The following is a 14,794-nucleotide window of genomic DNA, read 5'->3' on the forward strand; positions in this document are numbered from 1 at the left end:
CTTCCAGTACTGGAAGGCGTTCGACAGCACGGGCTCCCTGACTCCTCCGAGGAGACCGCCGGCAACGGTTTCGACGAGGCGGCCGCGCTCCTCCTCGCTCATGACGTCACGCACGAGCGTGTGCGCCTGGCCGAAGTCGTCGTCCTCGGCGTGCAGGCTGTATGCGGCGCGAACGAGTTCGCCGTCGGCCTCCCAGCCGTTGTCGACCGGCCCCTGCGGCTCCTGCCACGAGCGACCGTACGAGTTCGGTGCGTAGACCGGTGCGTCGCCCGAGTGGTGGTACTGCATGGCGCCTTCCTTGTCGTACGAGTTGGTCTCGACGACGGGGCGGTTGACGGGCAGCTGGTTGAAGTTCGTGCCGAGTCGGTTCCGCTGTGCGTCCGGGTACGAGAAGATGCGGCCGAGCAGCATCTTGTCGGGCGAGACGCCGGTGCCGGGCACGGTGTTCGAGGGGCTGAAGGCGGCCTGCTCGATCTGCGCGAAGTGGTTGACCGGGTTCCGGTTCAGCGTGAAGCGGCCGACCGGGATGCGCGGGTAGTCCTTCTTCGACCAGGTCTTGGTGAGGTCGAACGGGTTGAAGCGGTAGGTCTTGGCATCCTCGTAGGGCATGATCTGCACTTCGACCTTCCACGACGGGAAGTCGCCCTCGTTGATCGCCGCGAACAGGTCGCGACGGTGGAAGTCGGCGTCGTCTCCCGCGAGCTTGCCGGCCTCCTCGTTCGTAAGGAACTCGAGGCCCTGGTCGGTCAGGAAGTGGTACTTTACCCAGAACTTCTCGCCTGCCTCGTTCACCCACATGTAGGTGTGCGACGAGTAGCCGTTCATGTGGCGCCAGGTGCGCGGCAGACCGCGATCACCCATGAGGTAGGCGACCTGGTGGGCCGTCTCGGGCGAGAGGGTCCAGAAATCCCACTGCATGTTGTTGTCGCGCAGACCGGATGCCGGGAGGCGCTTCTGCGAGTGGATGAAGTCGGGGAACTTCATCGGGTCGCGAACGAAGAACGTGGGGGTGTTGTTGCCGACGATGTCGAAGTTGCCGTCCTCCGTGTAGAACTTCAGCGCGAAACCACGAACGTCACGCCAGGTGTCGGGCGAGCCGAGTTCGCCGGCGACGGTCGAGAAACGCGCGAGCATCTCGGTCTTCGTGCCCTTCTGGAAGAGCTTGGCCTTCGTGTACTTGGAGACGTCCTCGGTGATCTCAAGTTCGCCGAACGCGCCGGAGCCCTTCGCGTGCGGGCTGCGCTCCGGGATGCGCTCGCGGTCGAAACGCGCGAGCTTCTCGACGAGAGCGACGTCGTGGAGCAGTAGCGGCCCGTTCGTGCCGACGCTGAGCGAATGCGCGTCGCTCTCGCGGGGCGCACCGGATTCGGTGGTCGTGGGGATCGCCGAGTTGTGCGCGGCGGTGGGGTCGGTTGTAGTCATTGGGGACTCTCCTCCTGTTTCGACGTGTATTCGTGCTGGGTACTCAGACATGCTGGGCTTAGGATGCGGTGGCGCGGCACTGCGAGCACACGCCCCGGAAGAGCACCTCGGCGACCTCAATTTCGAAGCCGTGATTGTGCTCCGGAATAAGGCACGGTGCATTGCCTACCGCACAGGGGACGTCTTCGAGACGACCGCACTCGCGGCAGAGCATGTGGTGGTGATTGTCGTGCGACTGCAGTTCGTAGCGAGCTGCCGCGCGCGCACCGGTGTCGACGCGACGCAGCAGACCGGCATCCGTCAGTGCGTGGAGCACGCCGTAGACGGCCTGAGTCGAGACGGACCCGAGGCGCTCACGAACCGCGCCCGCGATCTCGTCAGTGCCTGCGTGCGGCTGCTCGGCAACCACGCGCAGCACGCTGAGACGCGGTGCAGTGACACGCAACCCTGCGCCACGGAGGTCGGCTTGCAGCCGTTCCTCGCTGGCAGGGTCGGTTACGGTCATGTTTCCAGCATAGCTCCTAAAGTGGAATTACTCAATAAAGTGACAAGACCCATCTAAAGTGCTTGCCAAATGGGTTGTGTGCCTCATTTGGGTTTTGCTCGCGAAACGTTGGTCATCGTACGAGCGCTGCGGTGTGCTGGCGAAATGGGTTCAGTGCTGTCGATGGCGGCCGGGCGTGAGATTCCCTAGGGATGCGCTCCTAGGATCGCCTCGAGTTCTCGCGCCATCGCGAGCAGCTGGAAATCACCGCCCGGCCGGCCAATGACCTGGAGGCCGAACGCAAGTCCCGACTCATCGTCCCCGGCCGGCAGCGTGATCGACGGGAATCCAGTGATGTTCGCCATATTCGCGAAGTGGCCGAGCAGATGATCGTAGTCATCGGTCGTACCGTCCGGCCACGTGTGTGTCGCCATGCCGTACGGCGGCGCCGAAACGGGTGCGATCGGCGTGATCACTGCGTCGACACCCTGGAGCGCATCCAGCCACTTCTCCTTCACCTGCGAACGCAGCTGCAGGGCGAAGTCGTAGTCGGCCTGCGGAAATCGCTCGCCCACGTCGATCCACATGCGCGTGATCTCACGATACGCCTCGGGGCGTGCCCGCACTCGATCGCCGTGGGCCCGCGCGAACTCGGGCACGCAGATATTCGTCTCGATTTCGAGATAGCGATCCGGCATTGGAGTCGCGAACGGAACCGTTTCGACACCGGCTTCACGAAGGAGTCGCAACACCTCCTCGTAACGACGTGAGACACCGGGGGCGATCCCGCTCGCCGGGAGTGCTTCGGGGATGCCGAGAACGAAGTTCGTGCGCCCGCGGAGGCGCTCTTGTTCGGGGACGAGTGCCGTGAACAGCAGTTGCGCGTCCTCGACGCTGCGTGTGAGCGTACCGATGTGATCGAGAGTAGGGCTCAACGGTGTCAGCCCCTCGGTACTGAGGACGCCATGCCCGGGCTTGAACCCGACGACGCCGCACAACCCGGCCGGCACCTGCACGGAGCCGCCTGTGTCGGATCCGAGTGCGAACGGCACAGCGTAACCGGCAACCGCGGAAGCGCTGCCGCCGCTGGACCCACCCGGCGAACGTTCCGGATCGCGCGCGTTCCGTGCGGGCCACGACCGCATGCCGTAAGCGAGCTCGTCCATGACCGTGCGCCCGACCAGCACGGCCCCGGCTGAACGAAGCGCCGACACGACGGCGGCATCCGAAGTAGCCGCGGCGAGCGCATCATTCGAACCGGAATACGTGCGCTGCCCGGTGACGTCGAAATTGTCTTTCACAGCGAAGGGAACACCATCGAGGGGGCCGCGGCTGTCTTGGCTGCGACGACGCTGATCCGAGTCCTGAGCATCTCTTCGGGCACGCGCAAGCGCTGTTCCTCTGAAAACGCGGTGCGTCAGATCGATCCTCTGGATGCGCTCCGCGTGGGCATCAAGAACCTCAACAGCAGACACCTCTTCGGTGCTGAGCATGCTCACGAGGGATGCAATCGTTTGATGGATGAGAGTCACCCGGCAACCATATCGGGGTTCAGTGCATCGAAACTCGGCTGACCAATCTTCCAAAGTCGCTCAGTTTTTCTGCAGCTTGAGAACCGGGCCCGGCTAATCCGTCGCCTTGCTATCCCAACTCACTTTGCTATGCTGATCAGCGGCGCTGTGGCCGACTCATGAGACAGAGGGCTTCCTTAGTGAGGTTCGTTCCACCGGCGCTGCTCCGCCGCATCGAGTCAGGATCCTGGCGCCCAATACGAGCGCGCCTCTTGCAGGTGGTGGTCCGCAGTCCAAAAGACGCCATAGGCGGCCCGCTCCTTCGAGACGACCTGCGCGTTCGCTAACTTGAGGAGCTGGTTGGGCCTGAATCTATTCGAGTATTTTCTCCGCAACGCGGATGACCTTCTCGAGTTGACGTTAACGCACGCTGTCGTCGTAATCGTTTCGGTTGCCATCGCGGTTACCCTCGGCGTCGCGGCAGCGATATTCTCGCGCCGGAAGACGAGAGTTCGTGCCGTTTGTCTCAACGTAACGAGCACGTTCATGACCATCCCGGCAATGGCGCTGTTCGGACTGCTCATCCCGCTGCTCGGCCTCGGCTGGGGTCCCACCATTACAGCCCTGGTCATGTACGCACTGCTGCCGATCCTGCACAATACGATCGCGGGTCTTGACGGCGTCGACCCTCGAGTCAAACGCGCTGCCGAAGGCATCGGACTCACCCCGGTTCAGGTGTTCCGCCGTGTCGAGCTGCCTCTCGCTTGGCCGGTGATGCTCATCGGCATTCGCGTGACCACGCTCATGACGGTCTCCAGCGCTGCCATCGCGGCCTACGTCAACGGTCCGGGACTGGGAGGAGACATCTTTACCGGCCTGTCCCGCATCGGCGGCGCCGGCGCAATCAATCAAGTGCTCGCGGCGGTCATACTCGTCGTGCTGCTCGGAATCATTCTCGATCTGCTGCTTCAGGTGCTCGGCCTGCTCACAGGCGCGCGCCGGCAGCGTTTCTCACGGAGGGGAGCTGCATCGTGACGACGATGATCACGCTGGACGACATTAGCAAGAAGTACCCGGGTAGTGCCCGACCGGCCGTGCAGAACCTGAACCTCGAGGTAGAGAAGGGGGAGACCCTCGTCCTGCTGGGACCTTCTGGCTGCGGCAAGACCACGACGCTGGAGATGATCAACCGGCTCGTGACCCCGACCAGCGGCAACATCTTCATCAACGGCCGGAACACATCGACACTGAAGACGACCGAGCTGCGGCGCGAAATCGGCTACGTGATTCAAGATGCCGGTCTCTTCCCGCACCGGACCGTCGCTCAGAACATCGCTACCGTGCCCCAGCTGTTGAAATGGCAGTCGGAACGCATCGAAGAGCGAGTCGACGAACTTCTCGAGATGGTCCATCTGGCCCCTGACGAATACCGCAACCGGATGCCCTCCGAACTTTCGGGAGGCCAACGGCAGCGAGTCGGCGTCGCCAGAGCGCTCGCCGCAGATCCGGATGTCATTCTCATGGACGAGCCCTTCGGCGCGCTTGATCCGATCACGCGCGGCCATCTGCAGTCCGAATTCTTGCGACTGCAGGATGAGATCCACAAGACCATCGTGTTCGTGACGCACGATATCGATGAGGCATTGCGCATGGGCGACAGGATCGCGGTGTTCGGGCCCGACTCCACCATCGAACAGCTGGATACCCCGATGCGTCTGATCACCGCGCCCGCGAGCCCCTACGTGGAAAACTTCGTCGGCGGCGATACGACGATGCGGGTCCTCGGTCTCATGGAGGTGAGGGCAGACGAGCAGTCGCCTTCGTCGGCTGAAATCGAAACCGTAGAGTCGGGGACCCCGACGAACGAAATCCGGATTGCCGGCTCCGAAGTCCGGGACATCCTCGTGACGGACGATCGTGGTCGTCCGCAGAGATGGGTCCTCGCTGACGCGCTTGACGACTTGAGCGGGACGGTGAGCGATCTACCCGGGTCAGTACCCGTGGAAATCGAAGCTGGTTCATCGATGCGGGAGGCCGCCGGCGCGCTGCTCTCGATGCCAGGCGAGAATCCACGCGCGGTGATCGTGGACGAGGATGGTCGCGTCATCGGTGCGCTCACGCTCGCCGATGTGCAGCGAGCCATTGCCGAGAGCGGTGTGCCGCCAAGCGAACAGGTCGGTGAGCGCGTATGACGTCACTCGCGGCCGCCAGCGAGGCCGGCACCTCCGCATCACGGCGTACTCGCTTCCCGATCCTCGTTCCGATCCTCGTGGTTCTCATACTGCTGGGTGTCGCCTGGTACATCTCGGCCGCTCAGCTTGATTCGGTGACGGCGCGCATGCTCGAGCCGAGCAACGTCCTCAGACGAGCGGGCGAGCACGCATGGATCGTCTTCGCGTCCACCGTGCTCGGTGTCCTCTTCGCGCTTCCCATGGGAATTCTGCTCAGTCGGAGATGGGCCAAATATCTTCGCACACCGTTGCTCGCGATCGGGAGCGCTGCCCAGGCACTGCCGTCGATCGGAATCATCGTGCTGCTAGCGCTCCTGGTCGGAACCGGAACGAACACCGCCATCGTCGCGATACTGCTCTTCTCACTCCTGCCGCTGCTGCGGAACACTTTGGTCGCCATCGTTTCGTGCCCTCCATCGGTTACGAAGGCGGCGGCCGGCATGGGGATGTCCGGCACGCAGATCCTGATGCGCGTGGAATTGCCCCTCGGCGTACCCGTCATCCTGGCAGGCTGGCGCACCATGCTGGTCCTCAACGTCGGCACGGCCGCGTTGGCCACGCTCATCGGCGCCGGCGGTCTGGGAAGCCTTATCGACTCGGGCATGCAGCTCGGCCGAATGGACGTCGTGATCATCGGAAGCCTACTGACCGCCTCGTTCGCCTTGCTTATCGATTGGGGTGCCTCGCTGCTGCAAAGAGCTCTTACGCCGCGCACATGATGGCGACGCCTATCCATCCCGCCCGTATCCCGTTCACCAACCGTTAGGAAGTCTCGATGACAACCAAAACCCGTTTCGCACTTGCCGGAGCCGCTACTCTGGCGCTCGCCCCATCCGCCTGTTCGAGCGCATCCTCATACGAAGGAGGCTCGATCGCAGACGACTACGACCTCTCGGAGCTGAGCGTGACCGCGGGCTCGGACAACTACACCGAGCAGCTCGTCCTGGGCCAGCTGACCATCATCGCGCTGGAGGCCGCCGGGGCCGAGGTGGCCGACCAGACGGGGCTCGGGGGAACGCAGGCGGTGCGCACCGCGATTACGTCCGGGGAGATCGACCTCGAATGGGACTACACCGGCACGGCATGGATGGGGTTCCTCGGGCAGACGACTCCCATCGCCGATCCGATGGAGCAGTATGAGGCCGTTGCGGAAGCCGACCAAGAAAACGGCTTGATCTGGGGTGCTCCCACACCGGCGAACAATACCTACCAGCTCGTCTACAGTGGCGACACATACCCGGACACTTCCTTCGAAACCGTCAGCGAGATCGCCGACGCCGTGAACGGCGGCGAGCAGGTCCGGATCTGCGTCGGGCCCGAATTCAGCGTTCGCGAAGACGGGCTTCCCGGCATGGAGGACCACTACGGCTTCTCGTTCCCCAGCTCCGACGTCACGGTGCTGGAGGACGGCGTCATCTACAACGAACTCGTCACCGAGGGCGGCGCTTGCGAGGTCGGCGTCGCTTTCGCAACAGATGGACGCATCGAAGCGCTCGATCTCTCCCCCGTCGAAGATGACCAGTCGTTCTTCCCCGCGTACAACGCTGCAATGGTGTTCCGTTCGGAACTGGTCGACGAGTTCCCGGAAGCGGTCGACCTGTTCGACGAGATCGCGGAGGCGCTCACCAACGAGGAGCTCCAGGCGATGAACGCGCAGGTTTACGTCGATGGAGATTCGCCGGCGAACGCCGCGGAAGACTGGCTGCGCGAGCAGGGTTTCATCGGCTGACCGTAGCAGAGCCGCGGGGCCGCACCGGTAAGCTCGGCGCGGCCCCGCGTTGTGCGTCGGCGCGCTAGCGGTACTCGGGCCAGGGGAGATCGATCGGCGGCTCGAAGTCAGCCGGCAGCAACGCCGGCATCGGTTCCGCCGCCGTCCGCTCGTCGAACTCGCGCTTCGCCGCCGCGAGCAGATCGGGCTTCGTGAACAGATCGAGGAACGTGCCCGCGATCGTCTTGCCCGTCACCTGAATCGTCGGCGCGATCGTCTCCGGGATGCCACCGAGCGCATTCATGACCCAGGCGGGGTACGGGCCCGCTCCAGGAACCGGCTGCAGCGCAGGGCGCGAAACGTAGAACCGCACGAGCGGCGCGTAGTGCGACATCTCCACGTAGTCGTCGCTCGTCCAGTTGCGCTGCCAGGCCGGCATATGCTCACGGAGCAAGCGCTCCGCTTCGATCGGCTCGATCAGCTGCTCCGTTTCGGCCAGGAAGGGCTTCTCGCTGGGCTCAAGGCCCAGATTTCGCTGGATATCCTGCCCGACCGCCACGGCATCCGCACCGTATCGAGGGGCGCCGACCTCCGACAGATTGTCGTACAGCACCTCGGCCATCGCGTGATTCGTCCGGCCGGGGCGGCTGCGCGCGATCCATCGATCCTCGAGCTCGCAGTGGGCCATGGCCGCGGCGTGTTCGGCGTTCCTGTCGAGCACGGCGAGCACGTGCTCGGCCATCTCGACATCGGGCGTACGCCACGAGAACTGGATGCGCGCGACCCGCTGCGGCAGATTGTCGGCGGTCGCCTGCCCATCCGACAGAATCGCATCCGAGAAACTCCAGCCGCCCGTCGACGGCAGCATCGCATCCTGCATGACGCGTGCTGACGTGTACATTTGCATGAGCGCGACGTTCGCACCGGGAGCACGTGCAGCGGAGTGGGAGGCCGGGATGGGCGAGTTCGGGTCGGCGCTCGAGAGCTGCCAGGTCTCCGCGCTGTCGCACGTGAAGGTATAGACCTTGCTGTAGTAGGCGCCGCACTGGGTATCCCAGCGGGCCGTGTTGCACAGTGGCAGCATGTAGAACGGGTGGAACGACACGATGCCGTCGACGTTGTCGTAGTACCCGCGCAGCCCGTGCACGACCTTCGAGCCGTGCATCTTCTCGGCCGGTTCACCCGTGTACCGGATCATGCCGGGAATGCCGTGCTCGGTCATGGCGTGCTTCGTCGCGAGCACGCCCGCGAGCGTCGAAATACCCAGCACGGAGTGCGGGTCCGTGTGACCGGGAGCGAAGCGCGAAGTGCCCTCGTGCGGCTGTTCGCTCGTCACAGCAGCCTGGCTGTTACCGGGCACCGCATCGTACTCGGCATAGGTCAGCAGCGTGGGCCCCGCGTCGACTCCCTCGGGGCTGTTCGACCACGTGGCGCTGAACGCGGTGGGCATCCCGGCAGACCCGTCTTCGACGTCGAACCCCTCTTCGCGCAGACGCTGCACGTACCACTGCTGCGAACGATATTCGCGCCACGCCGGCTCTGCCAGTTCCCAGATGTGCGTGTGCCACTCGGTCAGTCTGGCCAGGTTTGCATCAACCCATTCGCGGGCGGTCTCCTTCGCCGATTCGGTCAGCTGTGCCATGCGGCTCCTTAACTCTCGCCTTATTTCCTGTGCTTGCTGGTTCTTCGTTCGACTCACTCCACCAAGTACCCCGGAATAGTCGAAAGAATGCCCTCTGGGAGCCTCCCGAACGTACTTCTTTCAACTTTTTTGCCGCAGATCTCACGCAGGACTGCAGAAACCGGGCTCGGTTTGCAAGCGGTCGGTTACGTCACCGGCGTGTTCACCGGTGTTTCGGGTTTCCCGGTCTCGACGAGCGTCACGGCGTTCTGCGCCTGGATGCGCACATACTCCGCCTCCGTACGCTCCGAGTAGTACGCCACGTGCGGCGTGATGACAACGTCTTCGACGTCGAGCAGCGGGTGGTCGGCCGTCGGCGGCTCCTCCTCAAGCACGTCCAGCGCCGCACCCGAGAGCCGGCCGCTGCGGACGGCGTCGGCAACCGCCTGCGAATCGAGCAGCGCTCCCCTAGACACGTTCACGATCAACGCACGCTCGGGCATCCCGTCGATGAATCGTTCGTCGATCATGCGCTCGGTCTCCTGCGTGAGCGGTACGTGCAGCGAGAGCACATTGGCAGCGCGCTGGACCTCCTCGAGGCTCGCTCTGCGGACGCCCAGCTCGGCGAGCATCCCCCGCACCTCATCGGTGTCGGGCAGCAGCGGATCGTATCCGACGACGTCGCCGAACAGCGGCCCTGCGAACTCTGCCAGTTTACGGCCGATCTTGCCGAGCCCGACGATGCCGAGCGTCTGCTCGCTCAGCCGCCACGGCGCGATGGCAGCGCGGGAGTTCCACTCTTCGGGGTTCGCGGTCGAGGTCTTCGTATAGTAGCCGAACTGCCGCACCGACTGCAGCAGCAGCGCGAGCGCGTGCGTTGCGACCTCCTCGGTGGCGACACCGGGGATGTTCGTCACCCACACACCGTGCTCGACCGCGGCATCGAGATCCACGTTGTTGAAGCCCATCGACATGAGCGATACGAGCCGAAGGTTCGGCAGCGATTCGATGACGCGCCGGTCGATCTCGGCGTACCCGACCAGCAGGGCGACGGCATCCTGCGCACCGTCGATGATCTGCTGCTGGTCGTCGGTATCGAGCACCCGGACTTCGAAGCCCGCACGCTCGAGCAGTGCTATGCCCGGGGCCGCGTCCGTATCGTCGTTCTTCGTGTAGACGACGACCGGCTGGTCCGCGGTATGTCCCTCGATTGTCAACGTATCCTCCGGACGTTCGAATCTGGCAATGCGATAGTCGAAAGAATGCCCTTTGGGAGCCTCCCGAACGTGCGTCTTTCGACTATTCCGCTCTCGGTGCGACGGCCACCGCCGCCGAGCAACTCATCCTTGTTCGCGCACGATGACCTGGGCCATCGCCGTCATGAGTTCGTAGCTGACGTGCGCCGCCGCGATCCCGGTGATCTGCGCGTGATCATAGGCGGGTGCCACCTCGACGATGTCGGCGCCGACGATGTTGAGGTCGGTCAGTGCGCGCAGCATGCGCAGCAGTTCACGACTCGTCAGCCCGCCCGCCTCCGGCGTACCGGTGCCGGGTGCGTGGGACGGGTCGAGGATGTCGATGTCGACCGAGATGTACAGCGGACGGTCGCCGATCCGGTCGCGCACACGCTGAATCGCAGCGGCAACGCCCTGCTCCTCGATGTACTCGCTCGAGACGATCGCGAACCCGAGACGCTCGTCGTCTTCCAGGTCGACCTTGCCGTAGAGCGGGCCGCGGATGCCGACGTGCATCGAGGCGGTCTTGTCGATGAAGCCCTCCTCGGATGCGCGCCGGAAGGGTGTGCCGTGCGTGACGGGCTGGCCGAAGTAGGTGTCCCAGGTGTCGAGGTGCGCATCGAAGTGCAGCACTGCGACGGGGCCGTGCAGTTCGTGCATGAGCTTCAGCGAAGGGTAGGCGATCGTGTGATCCCCGCCGATCGTGAGCACTCGCTGGGTCTTCGAGCGCAGCTCCTTCAGCCCCCCATAGACTTGGTCGATGGCCTCGGGAATGTCGTAGGGGTTCGCAGCGATGTCTCCTGCGTCGGCGACCTGGACGGCGTCCCAGCCCGCGAAGTCCTGCGCGGGGTTGTACGGGCGGAGCAGCCGGCTGGATGCTCGCACGTGCTCAGGGCCGAAGCGCGCGCCGGGGCGGTAGCTGACACCGGAGTCCCAGGGTACGCCGACGACGGCGATATCCGTCGAGTCGACGTCTTCCATGCGCGGGAGTCGCGCGTAGGTCGAGAGCCCTGCGTAACGGGGCTGCTTGGAGGCATCTGCCGGTCCGATGGGGGTGCTCATGGTATTTCTCCTGTTACTCGATAACGCTGAAGGGAACGTGGATCAGCTGCAGACCGCCGGCGCTGACTGCCGCATCGACTGCGCCCCGCAGTTCTTGCAGCTCAGTGATGCCGACGCCCGTCCCGCCGAAGGCATTGATCAGCGCCGGCCAGTCGGGCTGCGCGAGGTCGACGCCGATGGGCGCGATGCCGACCTGTTCCTCGTTGCCCTTGATCTCGGCGTACCCACCGTTGTCGACGACGATGACGGTGACGTCGAGTTGCTGTTCGACGGCGGTTATGAACTCCTGCAGCGCGAACATGAGCGCGCCATCGCCGATCACGGCGACGGACGGCCTGGTCGAGTCCGCAACGCGGGCACCCAGCGCAGCGGGAAGCCCGTACCCGAGGGTCGCGTACGTCGCCATGTACTGCACCGAGTTCGGCTTGCGAACGCGAAGCTCGTTCAGTAGGCCCCAGTAAGCGATCTTCGAGGAGTCGGTCGAGAGGATCACGTCCTCCGGCAGCGCCTCTGCGATCGCGCGACCGAGCTCGGCGTTCTCGCGATCGAGTTCGAGCGACTCGGCTCTCACGGCCTCGAGCACAGCTGCGACGTCGACCCGGCTCGGCTTCTCGCCGGCGGGGATCTCGTTCAGCAGCGCATCGAGGGCAACCTCCGCATCACCGACGAGGCCGACCGTGGCGTCCTGGTTCTTGTTGATCTGCGATTCGAGGATGTCGATGCGTACGACCTTGCCCTCGGCTTCCAGGGCATCGACCCAGAGGTCTGCCTCGCCGAGCTTCGAACCGACAACAAGCAGCACGTCGGCGGTCTTCGCGACGTTGCGCGCTGCGTCGAGACGCAGGTTCGCGCCGAGCGAGAGCGGGTGGAACTCGTCGATGACACCCTTCGCGTTCGACGTGGTCACGACGGGTGCTCCGAGACGTTCCGCGAGCGCCTGGATGCCGGCTCTTGCGCCGCGGGAGCCGCCGCCCGCGAGGATCGCCGGGTTCTGCGCATCCCGCAGCAACTGCGCTGCTTCAGCCACAGCAGCGGCATCAACGGGTTGCGGCTCCGGCACCGGATGCGCTGCCGTCAGCGCATCCGCCAACTCGGTTTCGCTTTCGAGCACGTCGAGCGGAATCTCGATGTACACGGGGCGTGGACGGCCCGTGCGGAACAGCTCGAACGCGTCGTGTACGGCCTGTACCGCTTCTTCCGCGGTTGTGACTCGGCGCCCCCACTCCACGATGGCCTGCGCGGCCGAGATCTGGTCCTTGGTCTCGTGCAGCGTGCCGACATCGGCGAACTCTGCGCCGAGTGCGACGCCGGGCGAGAGAATGATCATGGGGCGCGACTCGGCGAACGACGTGGCTGCCGCCGACAGCGCGTTCAGGAGGCCGGGGCCCGACGTCGTGATCACAACACCCGGCAGGCCGGTCTGCAGCGACCATCCGTCCGAGCCGTAACCGGCTCCCTGCTCGTGCCGGGTCGTGACAGCGTGAATGCCGAGATGCGTGAGCGGACGGTACAGCTCGAGGTTGTGCGTACCGGGGATGCCGAACACCGTGTCGATGCCGTAGTTCCGCAGCGTTTCGAGCACAACCCAGCCGGTCGTGCGCTTCCGAATCGTCTCCATGTCGTCTCCCTGATGTCGTCAGTGTCGGCGGCCTAGATGAGTGAACACAGTGGCATCACGCCGTTGGTATTGAGTTGTTGCAGTGGTTAAGCGCCAGCGTCGAACGCGGACTTCCCGTCAACCCAGGTTTCCAGAACCCGGATGCTCGCGATAGTACCGGGGTCGGCCGTCAGTGGATTATCGGCGAGCACAGCGAAGTCGGCGCGCTTGCCGGCTTCGAGTGACCCGAGTTCGTTCTCCCGCCCGATCGAAACGGCGCCCTCGTACGTGTGCGCCTTGAGCGCCTGCTCGGCGGTAATCCGCAAACTGTCGGGCCCGAGCTTGGCACCCCGACGCGTCACGCGAGTCACGGCAGCCTGGATGGCTTCGAGCGGGCGGGGCTCGGCGACGGGAGCATCCGATGAGATCGTCATGGCGACCCCGGCCTCGGCGAACTCGCCCAGCGGGTTGAAGCGCTCGCCGGGAGTCCCGATGGCCTGCTCGACACCCTCGCCCCAGTTGTAGTAGTGCTGGGTCTGGTTCACGGGGCGGATGCCGAGCTCTGCCATGCGCGCGACCTCGGCGGGGTCGGGCAGGCCGCAGTGCTCGATCCGGTGACGGGCATCCTTGTCGGGGCGTTCGGCGAGCGCGGCCTCGATGGCGTCGACGACCATCTTGATCGCGATGGGTGACTGCGCGTGCGTTGCCGTCTGCAATCCGGCTGCGTGGGCGCGGCGAACGAGCTCCGCGTACTCCTCCGGCTGATGGTACAGCTGGCCGGTGCGGCACGGGTCTCCGACGTAGCCGTCGGGGAAGTACGCCGTCCAGCCACCGAGCGTGCCGTCCGCGTAGAGCTTGATGCCGGCGTGCGCCAGCATCGCGTTGCCGAAGGGCGCCGTCATGCCGAGCTCGATCACGTGATCGAGCAGGTGCGACAGGAAGTACATCGATACCCGCATCCGCTGCTCGCCCGAATCGGCGAATCGCAGGTAGGTCTCGAGTTCGCGCTTGGAGACCTGTGCGTCCCCTAACGCGGTCACGCCGCCGGCGAGGAACTCGCGCTGCACGAGCTCCATCTGCCGCTGATGCTCGACGGGCTCATCACCGAGGTGGAAATTTGGACCGTGATGGCCGATCTTCACGCCGTGGAGCCCCGTGAGCACGTTGCAGGCGGCATCCGAGAGTTCTCCCGTAAGTTCACCGTGCTCATCACGGAAGAATTCTCCGCCCGCCGGATTCGGGGTTTCTTTCGTGACGCCGTGTTTCGCGAACGTGAAGCTGTTCACGACGCCACCGTGGCCCGAGGCGTTCATGATGTAGACCTCGCGGTCGGTCGCGACCCTGTCGAGCTCTTCCTTCGTCGGGTGACGACGCTCTGCGAGGTTTCGCTGTTCGTATCCGAAGCCGCGCAGCGGAACACCCGCCGGCAGCTTCTCGGCCGCGCCGCGCAGCAGCTCGATGATTTCGGGGATCGACGAGGCTTTGGCGGGCGAGACGTCGACCCAGGTCAGCATCTGCCCGTACATGAGCGGATGCGCGTGCGCGTCGATGAAGCCGGGCACGATGGTTGCGCCGGGGAACGCTGCACGCTCCGGGCTCAGACCCGCCTCGGACGCGGCGCGTTCGACCTCGTGGAGGCTTCCGACAGCGAGGATGCAACCTCGATGCGTCAGCAGTGCTTCAGCGGTGGGCCGTGACTCGTCGACCGTGAGGACGGTCTCCGCGGTGACGATGGTCGCCACGGAGTCGCGGGCATCGAAGGTTGCAAGCTGACGCATCGAGGTGCCTTCTCTTCTAGTTGGTGTTGTTGGTGTTGTCGGTGTCGCGAACGGTGTCGTGCGCCGTCGTGTCGGTGCGCGGCGTGTACGACTTCGTGACCGGTGCGGCATCCGAGTACTGCGGCGCGAGGTACATCGCGACGAA

General features: G+C 64.8%; 12 protein-coding genes. 4 read left to right on the plus strand and 8 right to left on the minus strand.

The features are described from left to right. From Q0O95_RS10235 to Q0O95_RS10245, 3 genes are all read right to left on the minus strand, one after another. Positions 1 to 1,422, minus strand: a 1,422-nt coding sequence (locus tag Q0O95_RS10235; protein ID WP_293698041.1) for a catalase, incomplete at its 3' end; no start/stop codon positions are given. Positions 1,423 to 1,480: 58 nt separating this feature from the next. After that, on the minus strand, positions 1,481 to 1,927 hold the full coding sequence (locus Q0O95_RS10240; protein WP_293698044.1) for a Fur family transcriptional regulator: 447 nt from the start codon (positions 1,925 to 1,927) through the stop codon (positions 1,481 to 1,483). A 185-nt stretch (positions 1,928 to 2,112) separates the two neighbouring features. After that, on the minus strand, positions 2,113 to 3,438 hold the full coding sequence (locus Q0O95_RS10245; RefSeq protein ID WP_293698047.1) for an amidase: 1,326 nt from the start codon (positions 3,436 to 3,438) through the stop codon (positions 2,113 to 2,115). 393 nt (positions 3,439 to 3,831) lie between these two features. Here Q0O95_RS10245 and Q0O95_RS10250 point away from each other — a divergent pair, with 393 nt between their 5' ends. Genes Q0O95_RS10250 through Q0O95_RS10265 form a run of 4 tightly spaced genes read left to right on the plus strand, consistent with a single transcriptional unit; the run spans position 3,832 to position 7,377 of the window. After that, positions 3,832 to 4,452 (plus strand): ABC transporter permease, encoded by a 621-nt coding sequence (locus Q0O95_RS10250; protein ID WP_293698068.1) that lies wholly within the window; start codon positions 3,832 to 3,834, stop codon positions 4,450 to 4,452. A 5-nt stretch (positions 4,453 to 4,457) separates the two neighbouring features. After that, on the plus strand, positions 4,458 to 5,609 hold the full coding sequence (locus Q0O95_RS10255; RefSeq protein ID WP_293698072.1) for an ATP-binding cassette domain-containing protein: 1,152 nt from the start codon (positions 4,458 to 4,460) through the stop codon (positions 5,607 to 5,609). Further along, complete coding sequence (locus Q0O95_RS10260; protein WP_293698050.1) at positions 5,606 to 6,367, plus strand: ABC transporter permease; 762 nt, start codon at positions 5,606 to 5,608, stop codon at positions 6,365 to 6,367. The genes Q0O95_RS10255 and Q0O95_RS10260 overlap by 4 nt, the downstream gene beginning before the upstream one ends. A 56-nt stretch (positions 6,368 to 6,423) precedes the next feature. Continuing rightward, positions 6,424 to 7,377 carry a glycine betaine ABC transporter substrate-binding protein gene (locus Q0O95_RS10265; RefSeq protein ID WP_293698053.1) on the plus strand — a complete coding sequence of 318 codons (954 nt, stop codon included), beginning with the start codon at positions 6,424 to 6,426 and terminating at the stop codon, positions 7,375 to 7,377. A gap of 64 nt (positions 7,378 to 7,441) precedes the next feature. Here the strand turns inward: Q0O95_RS10265 and Q0O95_RS10270 are convergent, their stop codons facing one another. From Q0O95_RS10270 to Q0O95_RS10290, 5 genes are all read right to left on the minus strand, one after another. Continuing rightward, positions 7,442 to 8,998 (minus strand): amidohydrolase, encoded by a 1,557-nt coding sequence (locus tag Q0O95_RS10270; protein ID WP_293698056.1) that lies wholly within the window; start codon positions 8,996 to 8,998, stop codon positions 7,442 to 7,444. Between the two features lie 185 nt (positions 8,999 to 9,183). Further along, entirely contained in the window at positions 9,184 to 10,194 is a 1,011-nt protein-coding gene (locus tag Q0O95_RS10275) for a C-terminal binding protein (protein WP_293698058.1), read from the minus strand. A 123-nt stretch (positions 10,195 to 10,317) separates the two neighbouring features. Beyond that, positions 10,318 to 11,274, minus strand: a complete 957-nt coding sequence (speB, locus tag Q0O95_RS10280; protein WP_293698061.1) for an agmatinase — start codon at positions 11,272 to 11,274, stop codon at positions 10,318 to 10,320. Between the two features lie 13 nt (positions 11,275 to 11,287). Further along, entirely contained in the window at positions 11,288 to 12,892 is a 1,605-nt protein-coding gene (locus Q0O95_RS10285) for a thiamine pyrophosphate-dependent enzyme (RefSeq protein WP_293698064.1), read from the minus strand. Positions 12,893 to 12,978: 86 nt separating this feature from the next. Then, on the minus strand, positions 12,979 to 14,649 hold the full coding sequence (locus Q0O95_RS10290; RefSeq protein ID WP_293698066.1) for an amidohydrolase: 1,671 nt from the start codon (positions 14,647 to 14,649) through the stop codon (positions 12,979 to 12,981). Between the last annotated feature and the right edge of the window lie 145 nt (positions 14,650 to 14,794).

Source organism: uncultured Agrococcus sp. (assembly GCF_945915485.1).
In the GTDB taxonomy this organism is placed as follows: Bacteria; Actinomycetota; Actinomycetes; order Actinomycetales; family Microbacteriaceae; genus Agrococcus.